We start from the raw sequence: 16,299 nt of genomic DNA, 5'->3' as shown, positions 1-16,299 counted from the left end.
TCGCTCGCTGTACCCGCAATGAAGAGGCTATTCGCCCTTGACGCGCTTGTACGGCACAAACTGGCCGAGCGACACAAAGCCGGTGTAGAAATGGCTGCTGCGGTCGCGCAACTCGACGGCGTCGATGCTGCACAGCTGGCTGCCGATCGTCTTCGTCACGAGGATATCGTCGTCGTCGAGCGATTCGGCGCCGCCTTTCGGCCGGTTGACCCAGAGGGTGCTGCCGACGCGATAGACGATCGCCGTCTTGTCGATGATCTGCGAACTGCGCGCGCTCGAGAGCGAGATGCAATCCTGCGGCTCGCCCGCGACGCGGCCTTCGAGCAGCTTGGCGAGCTGGTCTTCGGGCGCGAGCTTTTCGCGCGCGGTCGCGGCGGGTGCGGCCGCGATTGCGGCGGCGGCAAGAAGCGTCGGGATGAGGTGACGCATGGGTTCGACTCCTGTCTTCATCATACCCTACCCGGCGCCTTCTTACGCCTTGCCGCGTGAACGGGGCCTGACTCGCCGCTGTTTCAGCACGCCCCGTCGGGAAGCGGAATACCGAGCGGGCCCTTGCACTTCTTTTTCTTCGCGGGTTCGGCGGGGGTGCTGCCGCCGGTCGATGCCCCGCCCATGCCGCCGAAATCGGCGCCGACCAGCAACATGGTGTGCGAACGGAAACGCACCTTCGCGGTCCAGTCGATATTCCATACCGCATTGCCCGCGGGCTTTGGCGGATAGGAGAAATTGGCTTCGGGGCCGAAGGCGTTCAAATTGCCCATCAGCATCTCGCCCGACGCCTTCTTGACTTCGGCCGGGATCTGGCAGCTCGTCTGCGAAGGCGGCATCACGATCTTTTTCGTGATCAGGTTCGCGACTACCGAGGGCGGCAACCAGTCCCACAGCCCGCCGCCGAATTCCTTCGACGCGCTGCTCGTCCACCAGACGATGTCGCCGATGTCGTTCTTGCCGCCGCCATTGCCCATGCCGCCGATCGTCCACGCAACATAGCCCGTCGCGCCCGGCACCGCATTCCAGCGGACCATCACCGACTGGTCGCCCTGGATCGCGGTCGAGGCGGAAAGGCCCTGCATATAATCCTGCGCGAGGGTGAAGTTGATGTCGGGACCGATATTGCTCGCGACGCGGTGCGCGCCGATCAGCGACGATCCCGATCCGGGCTGCCGGCCGCCCTTCTTGTTCGGCCAGTCGATATAGGATCGGCTGTTCGCCTTGCTGACTTCGCGGATCACCGGAACTGCGCTCGAAAAGAGGTTCGGCGGAACCTGACCCGCGGCGACCTTCGCGAAATCGATCACCACCGGCTGACCGGGGCCCGCCTTGGCACCGCACCCCCAATAGAGGAGCAGGCGGCCCTTGGGGCGTTCGAAGGTCTCCGTTCCGGGCGCTTCCTTTCCTTCCTCCCAGAAGAGCGGCACCGACTTGCCCATCTTCGCCTGTGGCTGGAAGAAATGGTCGCCCTTCGGCGGCGGAGCGGTGGCCGCATCGTTCGAGCCGAGGCGGAGCAGGAGTTGGTGCGCGACCTTGCTCGACGGATCGCCGCCGAACATCATCCCCATCGCGCCGCCGATGCCGCCCTTGCCCCCCGACATGGCGGCAAAGCCGGACATCGTCGCGACGTCCATTTCATAGCGTTCCTTGGGGCCGGTCGATTTTTGCGCCGAGCCGGGAACGGCGGCGAGCATCGCGGCGACAGCGGCCACGGAAACGAAACGCAGACTCGAACGCATATTACCCTCCCTGTTGCGAGGGCATGCCCCGCGGATGATGCGACCGATTCTTCTTTTGTTGGGGTTTCTATATGCGCGGCGGAGCGGAACGCCAAGTGAGGGCGGTCACAGGGCGCAAATCATCATCCTCGCCCCGGAGTTGATCCGGGGGCCATCGCATCGATGGCGTCATAGATTCCGGATCAAGTCCGGGATGACCAAATGGGAGATCAGGCCGTGCCGCCCACCGTCAGCCCGTTCACCAGCAGGGTCGGCTGACCGACCCCCGCGGGGACGCTCTGGCCGCCCTTGCCGCAGATGCCGATGCCTTCGTCGATCGCCATGTCGTTGCCGATGCCGGTGACCTTGGTGAGCACGCTCGGCCCGTCGCCGATGAGGGTCGCGCCCTTGATCGAGTCGCCGAGCTTGCCATTCTCGATCTTGTACGCCTCGGTGCAGGAGAAGACGAACTTGCCCGACACGATGTCGACCTGTCCGCCGCCGAAGCTTTTCGCGAAAATGCCGTTCTTGACTCGGCTGAGCAGCTCGGCGGGATCGTCATTGCCCCCGCGCATGAAGGTGTTGGTCATCCGCGGCATCGGCGCGTGCGCGAAGCTTTCGCGGCGCCCGTTTCCGGTGGGTTCGACCCCCATCAGGCGCGCGTTGAGGCGGTCCTGCATATAGCCCTTGAGGATGCCGTCCTCGATCAGCACCGTCTCGCCGGTCGGCGTGCCTTCGTCGTCGATCGAAAGCGAGCCGCGGCGGCCGCCACCGACCGGGCTTTCCATCGCGCCGTCGTCGACCACGGTGACGCCGGGCGCGGCGACGCGCTCGCCGATGCGGCCCGAAAAGGCACTGGTGCCCTTGCGGTTGAAATCGCCTTCGAGCCCGTGACCGACCGCTTCGTGCAGCAGCACGCCGGGCCAGCCGGGGCCGAGCAATACGGTGAACTCGCCTGCGGGGGCGTCGACGGCGCGCAGGTTGACGAGCGCCTGCGCCAGCGCCTCGTCGATCGCGCGATTCCATTGCGCGGGTTCGAACAGATGATCGTACATGTAACGGCCGCCGAGGCCGAAATAGCCGGTTTCGCGACGGCCATTTTCCTCGACCACGATCGAGACGTTGAGGCGGACGAGCGGACGGATGTCGGTCGCGAGGAAACCGTCGGCGCGGACGATCTCGACCACCGACCAGCTACCCGCGAGCGCGACCGACACCTGGACGATGCGCGGATCGCGCGCGCGCGCCGCGGCGTCGATTTCCTGGCAGAGCGCGACCTTCTTCGCGAAGGGGATCAGATCGAGCGGATTCGCCTCATCGTAAAGGTGGCGGTTGGTGCGCGGCGGCGGGGCGGCGTGCGCCTGTTTCGCGGGGTCGAGCAAGGCGAGCGTCTCGGCGGCGCGGCGGATCGCGCCGGCGCTGATGTCGCTGGCGTGCGCAAAGCCCGTCATCTCGCCCGACACGGCGCGGAGGCCAAAACCGGCGTCGGTCGAATAATCGGCGGTCTTGAGGCGCCCGTCGTCGAAGCCGAAGCTCTCGGTCGCGCGATATTGCAGGTAGAGCTCGCCGTCGTCGGCTTTCGCGAGCGCTTCGCGCGCGAGCGCCTGCGCCAGATCGGGGTCGAGCGCGTCGGCGCGATAGAGGAAGCGGCGGGGGTCGAGACTGGTCATGGAGCCGATATAGGCACGCGCGCCCCTCGACGCCAGCGGTCAGAGATAATTGACGGTGAGCGTGAAGGTACCGCTGTAGTCGCCCTCGGGCTGGTTCGCAGGGACGGTGAGGGTGCCGCCGATATAATAGGTCTGCACCCCGCTGGGCAGCAACGTCGCGCCGAGCAGCGCGATGCCGCCGCCGCTGGTGCTCGCGGCGCGGACGAGGGTGGCGGTCATCGGCGCCGCGCCGCCGCCCGCGCGCGTGAGCGTGACCGAGGTGCTGCCCGACACGGTGATCAGGAAGATGCCGCCGGTGCCCTGGAATGTCGCGCGCTGCGCCGCCGAGCCCACGGGCGTGACGCCGCCGCTGGTCGTGCGCGCGTTGGTGACGGGGTTGATCGTGACGGTGCCGCCGGTCGCGCCGCTGATCAGCGTGCCGAAATCGAGATCGTCGGTCTTGATCAGCGTGTTCGGGCGGACAACCGCCGCATTGGCGGTCCCCGCCATGTCGGCGGCATGGGCCGGTGCGCATAGCATCGCGCCCGCCGCTGTCGCGGTGATGGTCAGGGCGCGCATCGTGCCCCGATAGTGTCTGGTCCCTCGAATCCCCACAGATTCGGCTCCTGTCTGGCACATTTTATGCCAGCAGGGCCTTCATCAGTGATGCATGGGGTTGGTAAAGCGCCCGTTTACTTCTGGCGGCAGGCTCAGGCTTTGTCGGCAACGCCACCGATCAGGATGAAGCGCCGGTCGCAATAGCCGCAGTCGGCGAAGCCTTCGTCGGTGTCGATTTCGAGCCACACGCGCGGATGGCCGAGCGCCGCATCGGCGAGGCCGTCGCCAGTGCCGTCACAGGCGATGCGGGTCTTGGGTGTGCGGATCGTTTCGGGGGCGGGCTGGGTCATCGATCGCGCCCATAGCAAGCGCGCGAAGGCTCGGCAATCGGGTCTGCACAATCAGTGGAGGGCCGTGACGGCACCGGCGCAGGCACCCTTTCGGGCGCAAGTGGTCCCCCGGTGCCGTCCTCCCCCCACAGAAGGTCTAGAGATAGTTCAAGGTGATCGTGAACGTGCCGCTGTAATCGCCGGGCGCCTGGTTGGCCCCGACCTCGAGCGTGCCGCCGACCGGGAAGTTGTAATTTCCGAGCGGCGAGGTGATCCGGAATCGCGTCGGGGTCGTCGACAGGATCGCGGTCGGGGTGCTGCCGATCTCGAAATCGCGGACGCGCATCCGCACGCCCGGCCCGGTGAGCCAGATCGTGTTCGAACCGAGCGAGATGTTGACCTGGCGATTGAAGCTGCCGAGTCCCGCGAAGCGCGCGGGTTCGCCGGCGTTCCCCGCGAGCGTCACGCCGCCGGTGCGGCTGCGCGATCCGTCGGGTTCGATCGTCACCGTCCCTGCGCTCGCCGACGGGATGATGTCGCCGAAATCGAGGTCGTTGACCTTGAAGAAACTGAGCGGGCGAAGCACGATGGCTTCGGCCTGGGCCGGCGTGTTGGCTTGCGCCAGCGCCGGGGCGGCGGGCACGAGACAAAGCGCAAAGGCGGTCCCAAGAGCGATGGGGCCGCGCTGCATCGGCAGCGGGCAAATGATGTGGCTGGTCCTCACAGCTCCCCTCCTAGCGACGAGTTTCCAATTTAGCGTTAATGCCGCGCTGACAAAAAATTAGCGGGCTTTCGCGACGGCAGGCGCGCGGCTATGGAAGCGGCCATGAGTGAAGCCGCCATCCGCATCGACGCCGTCTCCAAACTTTATGCCGGCGGCAAGCAGGCGCTCGACAATGTCAGTTTCGACGTGCCGCGCGGGCAGATCTTCGGTCTGTTGGGGCCGAACGGCGCGGGCAAGTCGACACTGATCAATATCCTTGCAGGGCTGGTCAACAAGACTGCCGGCAATGCGAGCATCTGGGGCTTCGACATCGACGCCGATCCGCGCAACGCCAAATATTCGATCGGCATCGTACCGCAGGAGATCGTGTTCGATCCTTTCTTCACGCCCTTCGAGACGCTGGAGAATCAGGCGGGGCTTTACGGGGTGCCGAAGGACAAGCGCATCTCGGACGCGCTGCTCGCCGCGGTGCATCTGTCGGACAAGCGCGACGCCTATGCGCGCACGCTGTCGGGCGGGATGAAGCGCCGCCTGCTCGTCGCCAAGGCGATGGTGCATTCGCCGCCGATCATCGTGCTCGACGAGCCGACCGCGGGGGTCGACATTGAACTCCGCCAGCAGCTTTGGGAATATGTGCAGAGCCTCAACGATCGCGGCGTCACCGTGGTGCTGACGACGCACTATCTCGAAGAGGCCGAGGAGCTGTGCGACCGCATCGCGATCATCAACCATGGCAAGCTGATCGCGAACAAGCCGACGCGCGAGCTGGTCGACATGGCGCGCGAGAAGATCGTGGTGGTGACGCTCGACGCCGATGTCACCGAGCTGCCCGCGCATCCCGCGTTCGACAAGGTCGAGCGCGAGGGTGAACGGGGCCTGGCGATCCATTACAACAAGGACCGCGCCAATGCTGGCGAAGTGCTCACGGCGGTCAATGCGATGGGGCACGGCATTGTCGACGTCTCGACGCGCGAAGCCGACCTCGAGGATGTTTTCCTCAACCTGACGCGCAGCGTCGCCTGAGGCTCAGCGCCGCGTCAGGCGCGCGGCGACCCCGAAATGATCCGACGGATATTCGCCGCCCAGCGGCGTATCGCCGATGACGCGCGCGCCGGAAACCGCGAACGCTGCTGAGTCGGCGAAGATATGGTCGATCACGCGCGGTGCGTGACCGCGTGCCGGGTTGAGCGTCGTAGGGGCGGCGGCGGGGGCGAGCGCCGAGGTGAAGCGCGGCGGCCCCATCGCGGCGAGGCCGGGATCGTCGAGGGGCGCGTTGAAATCGCCCATGATGACGAGCGGGGTGCCGTCGGTCGGTAGCCAGGCGAGCAGGTCGGCAAGCTGCTGCGCGCGTACCGCCGCGGCTTCGGGTAGCCAGGCGAGATGGGTGGCGATGATGTCCACGGGCCCGCCTGCGGTCCGGACGCGCACGCGGATCGCGGTGCGATAATCCGACAGCGGTTCGAGCCTGCGGCGCGCGACCTCTATCACCGGCAGGCGTGTCAGGATCGCATTGCCATAGCGCCGGGGTGCACCCTCGGGCTCGGGCGCGACGAAGTGGACCCCGGCGTAGCCAAGGTCGCGGGCGATCGTGTCCGCCTGATTCGGCAGGCCCTTTTTCGCGTCTTCGAGCACTTCCTGCAGCGCGATGACGTCGGCGTCTGCGCCGCGCAGCGCCGCGACGAGCAATGCGCGCCGCGCCGGCCAATGCCCGCCCGCGTCGTGCCAGATATTGAAGGTCGCAACACCGATGCCCACCCTTGCGCGGTCGCGGAAAGGACGCGCGCAGGCGGCGAGCGGGAGCGCCGCGATGGTTGCAAGCAGCGCGCGCCGGTCAAGTTTCGCTTTGTGCATCCTGAAAAATTCCCGTGACCTGCGGTTTCGATCCCCCTGTCATGCGGCGCCTTGCTGTGCAACAGAGGCGCCATGAGTGAATACGACGTCATCATCGTGGGATCGGGCGCTGCGGGCCTCACCGCCGCCATCGCGCTTGCCGACCATTGCCGCGTGCTCGTGCTCGCCAAGGGCGAACTCACCGGCGGCTCGACCGCCTGGGCGCAGGGCGGGATCGCTGCGGTGCTCGACGCGGGCGACACGTTCGAAAATCATATCGACGACACGATGGTCGCGGGCGCGGGGCTCAACCGGCGCGAGACGGTCGAGTTCGTGGTCGAAAATGCCCCGCACGCGATCGAGCGGCTCGTCGAAATGGGCGTGCCGTTCAACAAGGATGCCGAGGCGCTCCATCTGACGCGCGAAGGCGGGCATTCGCACCGGCGGATCGTCCATGTCGATGACGCGACCGGTTGGGCGGTGCAGGCGGCGCTGCTCAAGACCGCCGAGGCGCATCCGAACATCACCCTGCTGCCCGGGCAGGCGTGCATCGACCTCATCACCGGGCGGCACGAGGAACGCTATTCGGGCTCGGGGCGCGTCTGGGGCGTCTATGCGCTTGACGAAAAGAGCGGCAAGGTGCGCGCGCATGTCGGGCGCGCGACGATCCTCGCGAGCGGCGGGGCGGGGCGCGTGTACCAATTTTCGACCGCGCCGCGCGGCGCGACCGGCGACGGCATTGCGATGGCGTGGCGCGCGGGCGCGCGCGTCTCGAACATGGAGATGATGCAGTTCCACCCGACCTGCCTTTATAATCTCGACGTCAAGAATTTCCTGATCACCGAGGCGGTGCGCGGCGAGGGCGGGATATTGAAGCACCCCGTCACCGGGCACCGCTATATGCCCGATTACGATGCGCGCGCCGAACTCGCGCCGCGCGACGTCGTCGCGCGCGCGAACGACGACCAGATCAAGCGGTCGGGGCTCGACTATGTCCACCTCGACATAAGCCATCTCGACCCCGATTTCGTTGCGGGGCATTTCCCGAACATCTACGAGAAACTGCTGACGCTCGGCATCGACATGACGAAGCAGCCGATCCCGGTGGTGCCCGCGCAGCATTATACGTGCGGCGGCATCTTGATCGACCTCGACGGGCGTACCGACCTGCCCGGTCTGTACGCCGCGGGCGAATGCACCGAGAGCGGACTGCACGGCGCCAATCGTCTGGCGTCGAACTCGCTGCTCGAATGTTTCGTGTTCGGCGAGGCGGCGGCGAAAGACATCATCGCGCACTGGGACGAACTCGACGCGCCGCCGGCGATCCGGCCGTGGGACGAAAGCCGCGTGACCGATTCGGACGAAGAGGTGGTGATCAAGCAGAACTGGACCGAAATCCGCCGCTTCATGTGGAATTATGTCGGCATCGTGCGCACGACCAAGCGGCTCGAACGCGCGCAGCACCGGATCAAGATGCTGACCGACGAGGTCGGCGACTATTACGGCCATTTCCGCGTCACCACCGACCTGATCGAGCTGCGCAACCTGCTGCAATGCGCCGAACTGATCGTGCGCAGCGCGCTCCACCGTAAGGAAAGCCGCGGATTGCACTATACGCTCGACTACCCCGACATGCTGCCAGACGCGGTCGATACGGTGCTGATGCCGTAAGGCTCAGTGATTGGCGAAATCGTTGAACTTTGCCGAAAGCTCTACGGTTGCATAGATTTCGAGGAGGCATTGCCGATAGTCGTCGGTCTCTTCGACATATCGAAACTCCATGTTACGAACCTGTGTTTTGGCGTTTCGAAATGCGAGACCAAAAGCCGGATCCTGCTCCAGCGCCTTTCGCGTAGGTCCGCCCCTGGATCTGAAAATGCGCGTTTCGTATCTTGCCAGCTTGAAGGCAAACGGCGCATCGTTGTTTTTACCGCTTACATGTTCCCGATAGCGTTGACGAAGACGATTGGTCCGTCCGACATAAAGGTGGATGCCGTTTTCGGTGAAAAGATAGACTGCGCGAGAGGGGGCGTCGGCGGGCAGGAAGGCGCCTCCGGATATCGGATCGCAAGCGAGGAGCTTCGCCAGACTAACCGGCAAATCCCGAATGATATTCTCAAACCGCGGATGCATCTGTGATCGTCAGCCGCCGACGCCGAGCAGCCGCCCCGCCAGAATCAGCACGATTGCGCCGATGACCGAGGCGAGGCAGCCCGCGCGGCTGAAGTCGCCGCGGCCGCGCGATGTTGCGAGGCCGGCGAGGAGCGAGCCGCCGATGCCGAGCAGGATCGTTGCGAGCCATCCCATCTCGACCGCGCCGGGATAAAAGAAGCGCGCGAGTGCGCCGATGACCAGGCCCGATATGATCGCGCCGATGATATTGATCATGTATTGAATCCTTCGTTCAAAAACCGCTCCGCCAGCGCGGCGTGCAGTGCGGCGCCGCGTGCCATCACGCTCTCGTCGAGGACCATATGGTTGCTGTGCAGTCCGCAGCATTGGCGCCAGTCGCTGCCCGCCTCGCTCGCGCCGAGCCAGAACATCGCGCCGGGAACCTTTTCGAGCACATAGGAGAAATCCTCGGCGCCCATCACGGGGTTATCCATCGTCAGCCACGCCTGCTCGCCGAAGGTCTCTTCGACCACCGACTGGCCAAAGGCGACGGCGCGCGCGTCGCAGATCGTGACGGGGAAGCCTTCGTCGATCGTCACCTCGGCGGTGCAGCCATGCGCCTCGGCGATTGCGGGGGCGAGGCGCTTCAGTTCGCGCGCGACCATCGCGCGGCGTTCGGGCGACAGGGTGCGGATCGTGCCGAGCATCTCGGCGGTCTCGGGGATGATATTGTTTGTCGTCCCCGCTGCGATCTTGGCGATGGTGACGACCGCGGGGTCGAAGACCGAGATGCGGCGCGTGACCATCGTCTGGATCGCGGTGACGATCGAACAGGCGACGGGGATCGGGTCGATGCTGTCGTGCGGCATCGAGGCATGGCCGCCCGCGCCCTTGACGGTGATCGAGAGGACATCGGACGAGGCGAGCAGCGGCCCCGCGCGCCCCGCGAAAATCCCGTGCGGCGCGTTGGGCATGATGTGGAGCGCAAAGGCGGCGTCGGGCAGCGGGTCGATGATCCCGTCGTCGAGCATGAAGCGCGCGCCGTGATGGCCTTCCTCGCCCGGCTGGAACATGAACATCACCGTGCCGGGCAAGCGGTCGCGTGCGGCGCACAGCAGCTTCGCCGCACCGACGAGCATCGCGACATGCGTGTCGTGCCCGCACGCATGCATCGCGCCCGCGATCTCGGAGGTGAAATCGAGCCCGGTGTCCTCGAGCAAGGGCAGCGCATCCATATCGCCGCGCAGCAGCACGGTGCGCCCGTTTGCGGGGCCGCGCAGGATCGCGACCAGTCCCGTGGTCGACGGGCCTTCGCGAAATTCGAGCGGCAGGTCCGCGAGCGCGTCCTTGATCTTCGCGAGCGTCTTCGGGTTCTGGAGCCCGAGTTCGGGCTCGCGGTGGATCGCGCGGCGGAGGTCGACGAGATCGTCCAAGAGGGTTTCGGCCTCGGCGGGCCAGCTATGTGATGGCGTGTCCATGCGGCGACTGTGCCGCGAAGCCCGGCCCATGTCGAGGGACCTCGGAGAGCCCGGGGCGCACGCCCATCGTGTCGGGTGTGCGAACGTCCCACACCAGCCCGAATCGCTCGCACAGGCGGATGAAGGCATAGCCCCAGTCGCTCTGCCCCGGGTGCAGGCCGATGCGTGCGGAGCCGGGATAGGCGTGGTGATTATTGTGCCAGGCTTCGCCCATCGTCGGGATCGCGGCCCAGGGGACGTCGAACGCCTGTACGCCATGCGCGTCGACGGTCCAGTGCTGCGGCCCGCGGTTGTGCGCGAGGTGGCCGACGAGCCAGTGGCCATGGTTGGCGACCGCGACGCGTGCGGCAACGCCCCAGACGACCCAGCTCCAGCCGCCGAACGCGAAAAACAGCAGCGCGACCGGGAGCTGTTGCCAGCGCCATGTTGTTTCGAGCCAGCGATAGAAGGGGTCGCGGTCGAGTTCGGCGAAGTCGAAACGCGGCGGGTGGTCGAGGTCGAGGCGGCAATAGATTTGCCACCAGGCGTCGCGGGCCATGGTCGTGCCGTGCCGGAGGAACGGATGGCAATCGGCCTGCCGCTGCGCCCAGTCGCGCGTGTCGTGCGCGCGGATGATGCCATAGGACCCCGCCATGCCGACGAAGGCGCCGAACCAGACGAGCGCGCGGGTGAACCAGCGGGGCGCCTGGAAGCTGCCGTGGATCATCATCCGGTGATAGCCGACGCTGTGGCCGAACAGCAGCGCGGCGCCGGTGGTGACGAAGAAGAGGATGATCGCGGACGGCGTCGCGAAGAAGGGGCCGGCGATCAGGGCGACCAGCGCCATGCCGCCGTTCCAGATGATGCTCGGCGCATCGGCGCGAACGGTTCCCGCGCGCGGATCGGCGCCGGGCTCGTCGATCAGGAAATTGACGGCATGGGGGTCATCATCGCTGCGCATCACCCGACTCCTCGATCAAAAGAATATAAGTAATTACTTAAATAAATTATTGCTTGTCAAGGGCGCTGGCAATGCCCATTTTGGGGCATATGGAACGGGTTTTTCAGGCACTGGCGTCGACGCCGCGACGCAAGATTCTCGCCTATCTGGCGCATGCGGAACTGAGCGCGGGCGACATTGCTGCGCGGTTCGAGATGAGCAAGCCGGCGGTGTCGCAGCATCTGTCGGTGCTGGAAAATGCCGGGCTGATCGTGAGCGAGAAGCGCGGCCAGTTCGTTTTCTATCGCCTGCTGCCCGACGCGCTGACCAATGTGCTCAACGGCTATGTGCAGGAAGTCTGCCCGGTGTCGCGGCCGCTGAAGGCCGAATCGCGCGCGCTGGCGGACAAGCGGCGCGAGGAGGGTGGCGAGGCCTAGCGCTTGCCCCCGAACAACTGCCGACCCGCGAGATCGAGCATGATTTCCTCGCTGCCGCCGCCGATCGCATTGACCCGCACCTCGCGGTAGATGCGCTCGACCTTGCTGCCCGTGATGTAGCTCGCGCCGCCGAGCACCTGCGCGGCTTCGCGCGCGACGGCTTCGAGCATCCGCGTTGCCTGTACCTTGAGCATCGCAAAGTCGGCGGGGCGGTCCTTGCCGGTCTTGACCTGCCAGGCGCAGAGGTCGACCCACGCCTGCGTCGCCTCGATCTGGCGTTCCATGTCGGCGAGCTTGATGCGGATCGACTGGTGGCCGACGAGCGGTTTGCCGAAGGTCTCACGGTTCTGCGCCCATTCGGCCGCCTCGGCCATCGCGACGCGGGCGTAGGCGCAGCAGCCCATCGCCATGCCGAGCCGCTCCGAATTGAAGTTGCGCATGATGCCGATGAAGCCGGCGTTCTCCTGGCCGATCAGATTTTCGGCGGGGACGCGCACGTCGCTGAAATGGATTGCGGCGGTGTCGCTGCAGCGCCAGCCCATTTTGTCGAGCCTTGTCCGTTCGACCCCCGGCGCATCCATGTCGATCAGGAGGAGCGAGATGCCCGCAGCGCCGGGGCCACCGGTGCGCACCGCGCAGGTCAGCCAGTCGGCGCGCATGCCGCTGGTGATGAACATCTTGCCGCCGTTGACGATATAATCGTCGCCGTCACGGACCGCGGTCGTTTTGAGGTTTGCAACGTCGCTGCCGCCGCCGGCTTCGGTGATGCCGAGCGCGATGATCTTGTCGCCCGCGAGCACAGGCGGGGCGACACGCTGCTTCAACTCTTCCGAACCGAGCGCGAGGATCGGAGGCAGGCCGATGCCGTGCGTCATCAGCGACGCGCCAAGACCGCCCGCGCCAACCGCGGCGAGTTCCTCGGTCAGCACGAGGCCGTGGAAATTGTCGAAGCCTTCGCTGTGCCCGCCATAGGCTTCGGGATAGCGCAGCCCGAGGATGCCCGCGTCCGCGGCTTTCCTGTGGAGTTCGCGCGGCAGTTCGCCTTCGGCCTCCCATCGGTCGATGTTGGGCGCGATCTCGCGCTCGACGAAACGGCGGACGCTTTGCGCCAGCGCCTCGTGGGTTTCGTCATAATAGGGCGAGCGGGCGCGCCAGTCGTCGAAGGCTGTCATGGTGCAATGCTGCGCGGGGTTTACGCGAACGTCAAGGCAAGGCTTGCGCCGTGCGAACAACGACCTAAGGTCGCGTGCCATGAACAAAGCCTCCCTGCTCGCCGGCCTCGCCGCATTCGCCCTGATCTCCACCCCCGCCATGGCGCAGAAATCGCCCGAAGCGGTTGCCGAGGCGGCGCTGAAAAAGGCGCCGGTGTTCGACGGGCATAACGATGTGCCGTGGGAACTGCGCGGGAGCGTCGGCAATGTGATCAATAATTTCGACTTCAACGACACCACCAGGCCCAAGCCCGACGGAAGCGTAATGCACACCGATATCCAGCGGCTGCGCAAGGGGCATGCCGGTGCGCAATTCTGGTCGGTCTATGTGCCCAGCAACACGAACGAGCAGCAGGCGGTGCAGCAGACGATCGAGCAGATCGACGTCGCGAAGCGGCTGATCGCGCGCTATCCGAACGACCTTGGCTTCGCGCGGACCTCGGCCGAACTCGAAAGCCAGATGAAGGCGGGCAAGGTTGCGGGCATGCTCGGCGCGGAGGGCGGCCAGTCGATCGGCTCGTCGCTTGCGGTGCTGCGTGAACTTTATGGCATGGGCGTTCGCTATATGACGCTGACGCACGGCAAGACGACGCCCTGGGCCGACAGCGCGACCGACGCGCCGCAGCACGACGGGCTCACCGATTTCGGCAAACAGGTCGTGCGCGAAATGAACCGCATCGGCATGATCGTCGACCTCAGCCATGTCAGCGAAGCGACGATGAAGGACGCGCTCGAAGTCTCGCACGCGCCGGTGATGTTCAGCCATTCGGGCGTGCGCGCGGTCAACGATCATCCGCGCAACGTGCCCGACAGCGTGTTGCCCGCAGTGAAGGCCAATGGCGGCGTCGTGATGGTCGTTCTCTACGCCGCCTTCCTCGACCCCAAGCTGCGCGCGCATGGCCTGTCGCGGACGGCGGAGAAGGCGCGGCTCGACGCGCTGTACGTCGGCAATCCCGATGCTGTCGCCCCGGCGCTGAAAGCGTGGGACGCGGCGAACCCGGCGCCGCAGACGCCGATCGGGATCGCGGCGGACCATATCGACCATATCAAGAAGACGATCGGCGTCGACCATATCGGGATCGGCGGCGATTATGACGGGATGGATGCGACGCCGGTGGGGCTGGAGGATGTCACGGGTTATCCGCGCCTGTTCGCCGAACTCGCGCGGCGCGGCTATACGCAGGCCGAGCTCGAAAAGATTTCGAGCGGCAACATGCTGCGCGTGCTGAAGGCGGTCGAGGCCTATGCGGCGAGCCAGAAGGGCCAGCCGCCGATCGAGACGCCGGTCGCGAAATAGGGATCAGGTGCGGCGGCGGAACGGCCAGTCGGTCGCGCCGCTCACCCACAGCGCCCACCAGATGATCAGCGGCTGCGCGGCGAGGCGCGGGCCGTGGTACCACCAGCTTAGCGTTTCGCCGCCGATCGCGACATTGGCGAGCGCATGGTGGAAGTTGGCCGGCCAGACGCACAGGGCATAGAGCGCGAGGCCCCAGCCGGCCGCCTTGCGCGTCGCGGGGATCATCAATCCGATCGCGCCCGCGATCTCGGCCATGCCGGTGGCTGCAACCACCAGTCCGGGTGCAGGAACCCATGGCGGCGTGATCGCGAGGAACGGCGCGGGCGTCGCGAGGTGCCGATAACCGGCATAGCCATAGGCCAAGGCCAGCAACCAGCAGAGCGCGGTGCGGGCGCTTGCCCGGCCCGGGCTCAACGCCCGATGGCTTCGAGCATCGCCTCGATGCTGGTGAATTTCTCGCGCGGGTTGCCGTCGAGCGCGGCCTTGACCTCGGCCTCCTCGATCCGGCGCCAGTCGCGAAAGGTGACGGGGATGATGTCGCGGCTCGCGAGCAGCGTGTCGAGCCCCGCCCGGCCCGCCTTGCCCGCGCCGCGCCCGATATCCTCGAGCACCATCTCGCCGATCCGCGCGCCGTCGGGCTTGTTCGTGCCGATCGTCCCCGACGGTCCGCGCCGCGCCCATCCGACGGCATAGAGCCCGGGCAGGATGCGCCCGTCGTCGCTCGCGAAACGCCCACGGCCATGTTCATAGGGCACGCCGGGGATCGGCGGGGTCTGGTAACCGATGCAGCTGATGACGAGCCCGGCGTCGATGGCATAGGTCTCGCCGGTGCCATGGCTCCTGAGGTCGGCATCGAGCGTCGTGCGTTCGACGATGACGCGCTGGACGCGGCCTTCGCCCTCGATCGCGATGGGCATGGCGAAGAAATCGAAATCGATCGTCACCGGCTTGGCGACGGGGTTGGCGACGAAGCTGCGCAAATGCGTCACCGATTTGCGCATCCCGGGTTCGAGCAGCGCGTCGTCGCCCTCGGGCGGCAGGTCGGCGGGGTCGACGCGCGGGCTGGCGCGTTCGAGATGGCCGAGCTCGCCGAGTTCCTTCGGGGTCATCGCAATCTGGTGCGGGCCGCGGCGGCCGAGGATGTGGATATGGCGCACCGCGCTCGCCCCGAGCGCGTCGCGCGCGTGCGCGACGATATCGCTGCCCGCGAATTCTGCCGGGGTCTTGGCGAGGATGCGCGCGACGTCGAGCGCGACATTGCCGTTGCCGATCACCGCGACGCCGGGCGCATCGAGCGGCGGGTTCAGGCCGGCGAAATCGGGATGGCCGTTGTACCAGCCGACAAAGGCGGCGCTGCCGATCACGCCGGGCAGGTCGGCACCCGGAATGTCGAGCGGCCGGTCGTTGGGCGCCCCGGTCGCAAGGATCACCGCGTCGTAAAGCGCGACCAGCTCGTCGATCGTGACGTCGGTGCCGACCGCGACATGGCCGACGAAGCGCACATTGTCGGTGAGCGCGACCCCTTCGTAGCGGCGCGACACCGCCTTGATCGATTGATGGTCGGGGGCCACGCCGGTGCGAATCAGGCCATAGGGGACGGGCAGCCGGTCGATGACGTCGACCGCGATATCGTCGGCTTTCTGTAATGTTTCGGCGGTATAATAGCCCGCCGGGCCAGACCCGACGATCGCGACGTGACGCATCAGCCCACTCCTTATGGGTGTTCTGCGCCGGGGCGCAGCCCCCTTTGTTGTCGCCGCGATGCTAGCGGCGAAATACGTCAGGGCAAGCGGACTTGTTCGGCCCGCCCCAGCGGCCTTGACAGCGGGGGCGCCGGGTCATATTGCGCCCGCCTCGTTGCCCCGTCGTCTAATGGTAAGACTACGGATTCTGATTCCGTCTATTGAGGTTCGAATCCTCACGGGGCATCCAAACTCCTCCTATCGATGAGATCCTCCTGCTTTCGCTTTGCGCTGCGCGGCGCTTCGCCAGGAGATGTCGCGGCAGATGCCCCCTTTTCCCTGCTTGTGCGCCTGCCCGATAAGC

The 16,299-nt window shown here is 66.3% G+C and carries 18 protein-coding genes and 1 tRNA gene; 5 read left to right on the top strand and 14 right to left on the bottom strand.

Annotated elements, in window-relative coordinates; all coding sequences use genetic code 11:
- Positions 1 to 27: 27 nt before the first annotated feature.
- From ACIPPQ_RS11255 to ACIPPQ_RS11230, 6 genes are all read right to left on the bottom strand, one after another.
- Entirely contained in the window at positions 28 to 429 is a 402-nt protein-coding gene (locus ACIPPQ_RS11255) for a hypothetical protein (RefSeq protein ID WP_446544167.1), read from the bottom strand.
- Positions 430 to 512: 83 nt separating this feature from the next.
- Positions 513 to 1,730: a hypothetical protein gene (locus ACIPPQ_RS11250; RefSeq protein ID WP_446544166.1), complete on the bottom strand. Its 1,218-nt coding sequence runs from the start codon at positions 1,728 to 1,730 to the stop codon at positions 513 to 515.
- 209 nt (positions 1,731 to 1,939) lie between these two features.
- Complete coding sequence (gene tldD, locus ACIPPQ_RS11245; protein ID WP_446544165.1) at positions 1,940 to 3,379, bottom strand: metalloprotease TldD; 1,440 nt, start codon at positions 3,377 to 3,379, stop codon at positions 1,940 to 1,942.
- 39 nt (positions 3,380 to 3,418) lie between these two features.
- Entirely contained in the window at positions 3,419 to 3,937 is a 519-nt protein-coding gene (locus ACIPPQ_RS11240; RefSeq protein ID WP_446544164.1) for a DUF4402 domain-containing protein, read from the bottom strand.
- Positions 3,938 to 4,068: 131 nt separating this feature from the next.
- Complete coding sequence (locus ACIPPQ_RS11235) at positions 4,069 to 4,266, bottom strand: zinc-finger domain-containing protein (protein ID WP_248454814.1); 198 nt, start codon at positions 4,264 to 4,266, stop codon at positions 4,069 to 4,071.
- 136 nt (positions 4,267 to 4,402) lie between these two features.
- Entirely contained in the window at positions 4,403 to 4,969 is a 567-nt protein-coding gene (locus ACIPPQ_RS11230) for a DUF4402 domain-containing protein (protein WP_446544163.1), read from the bottom strand.
- A 102-nt stretch (positions 4,970 to 5,071) separates the two neighbouring features.
- Here ACIPPQ_RS11230 and ACIPPQ_RS11225 point away from each other — a divergent pair, with 102 nt between their 5' ends.
- Positions 5,072 to 5,992, top strand: a complete 921-nt coding sequence (locus tag ACIPPQ_RS11225; RefSeq protein WP_446544162.1) for an ABC transporter ATP-binding protein — start codon at positions 5,072 to 5,074, stop codon at positions 5,990 to 5,992.
- A 3-nt stretch (positions 5,993 to 5,995) separates the two neighbouring features.
- On the opposite strand, the gene ACIPPQ_RS11220 is transcribed toward ACIPPQ_RS11225, so the two are convergent.
- Complete coding sequence (locus ACIPPQ_RS11220; protein ID WP_446544161.1) at positions 5,996 to 6,820, bottom strand: endonuclease/exonuclease/phosphatase family protein; 825 nt, start codon at positions 6,818 to 6,820, stop codon at positions 5,996 to 5,998.
- Between the two features lie 72 nt (positions 6,821 to 6,892).
- Here ACIPPQ_RS11220 and nadB point away from each other — a divergent pair, with 72 nt between their 5' ends.
- On the top strand, positions 6,893 to 8,470 hold the full coding sequence (gene nadB, locus ACIPPQ_RS11215; RefSeq protein WP_446544160.1) for an L-aspartate oxidase: 1,578 nt from the start codon (positions 6,893 to 6,895) through the stop codon (positions 8,468 to 8,470).
- Positions 8,471 to 8,473: 3 nt separating this feature from the next.
- On the opposite strand, the gene ACIPPQ_RS11210 is transcribed toward nadB, so the two are convergent.
- The 4 genes from ACIPPQ_RS11210 to ACIPPQ_RS11195 are packed head-to-tail and all read right to left on the bottom strand — an operon-like array spanning position 8,474 to position 11,329.
- Positions 8,474 to 8,932 carry a GIY-YIG nuclease family protein gene (locus tag ACIPPQ_RS11210; protein WP_446544159.1) on the bottom strand — a complete coding sequence of 153 codons (459 nt, stop codon included), beginning with the start codon at positions 8,930 to 8,932 and terminating at the stop codon, positions 8,474 to 8,476.
- Between the two features lie 9 nt (positions 8,933 to 8,941).
- On the bottom strand, positions 8,942 to 9,187 hold the full coding sequence (locus ACIPPQ_RS11205; protein WP_446544158.1) for a GlsB/YeaQ/YmgE family stress response membrane protein: 246 nt from the start codon (positions 9,185 to 9,187) through the stop codon (positions 8,942 to 8,944).
- A complete protein-coding gene (locus tag ACIPPQ_RS11200; protein ID WP_446544157.1) occupies positions 9,184 to 10,389 on the bottom strand; it encodes a M20 metallopeptidase family protein in 1,206 nt (401 codons plus the stop codon). The genes ACIPPQ_RS11205 and ACIPPQ_RS11200 overlap by 4 nt, the downstream gene beginning before the upstream one ends.
- Positions 10,370 to 11,329 (bottom strand): acyl-CoA desaturase, encoded by a 960-nt coding sequence (locus ACIPPQ_RS11195; protein WP_446544156.1) that lies wholly within the window; start codon positions 11,327 to 11,329, stop codon positions 10,370 to 10,372. Before ACIPPQ_RS11195 ends, ACIPPQ_RS11200 begins: the two co-directional genes overlap by 20 nt.
- A 71-nt stretch (positions 11,330 to 11,400) precedes the next feature.
- On the opposite strand from ACIPPQ_RS11195, the gene ACIPPQ_RS11190 reads away from it, so the two are divergent.
- Positions 11,401 to 11,745 (top strand): metalloregulator ArsR/SmtB family transcription factor, encoded by a 345-nt coding sequence (locus tag ACIPPQ_RS11190; protein WP_327451203.1) that lies wholly within the window; start codon positions 11,401 to 11,403, stop codon positions 11,743 to 11,745.
- Here ACIPPQ_RS11190 and ACIPPQ_RS11185 read toward each other — a convergent pair.
- Complete coding sequence (locus tag ACIPPQ_RS11185) at positions 11,742 to 12,917, bottom strand: acyl-CoA dehydrogenase family protein (protein WP_446544155.1); 1,176 nt, start codon at positions 12,915 to 12,917, stop codon at positions 11,742 to 11,744. The genes ACIPPQ_RS11190 and ACIPPQ_RS11185 overlap by 4 nt on opposite strands.
- A gap of 79 nt (positions 12,918 to 12,996) precedes the next feature.
- Here ACIPPQ_RS11185 and ACIPPQ_RS11180 point away from each other — a divergent pair, with 79 nt between their 5' ends.
- Positions 12,997 to 14,253, top strand: a complete 1,257-nt coding sequence (locus tag ACIPPQ_RS11180) for a dipeptidase (RefSeq protein WP_446544154.1) — start codon at positions 12,997 to 12,999, stop codon at positions 14,251 to 14,253.
- 3 nt (positions 14,254 to 14,256) lie between these two features.
- Here ACIPPQ_RS11180 and ACIPPQ_RS11175 read toward each other — a convergent pair whose 3' ends face one another.
- Together ACIPPQ_RS11175 and ACIPPQ_RS11170 are read right to left on the bottom strand one after the other, a co-directional pair.
- A complete protein-coding gene (locus ACIPPQ_RS11175; protein ID WP_446544153.1) occupies positions 14,257 to 14,667 on the bottom strand; it encodes a DoxX family protein in 411 nt (136 codons plus the stop codon).
- Positions 14,664 to 15,956, bottom strand: a complete 1,293-nt coding sequence (locus ACIPPQ_RS11170) for an FAD-dependent oxidoreductase (protein WP_446544152.1) — start codon at positions 15,954 to 15,956, stop codon at positions 14,664 to 14,666. Before ACIPPQ_RS11170 ends, ACIPPQ_RS11175 begins: the two co-directional genes overlap by 4 nt.
- A gap of 155 nt (positions 15,957 to 16,111) precedes the next feature.
- Between ACIPPQ_RS11170 and ACIPPQ_RS11165 the strand changes: the two genes are divergently transcribed.
- Positions 16,112 to 16,185 (top strand) — tRNA-Gln (locus tag ACIPPQ_RS11165).
- Positions 16,186 to 16,299: the final 114 nt, after the last annotated feature.

This window comes from Sphingopyxis sp. LARHCG72 (genome assembly GCF_052871675.1).
Note: the sequence above shows the minus strand (reverse complement) of the source record. Positions and strands in the feature narration are given on the sequence as shown.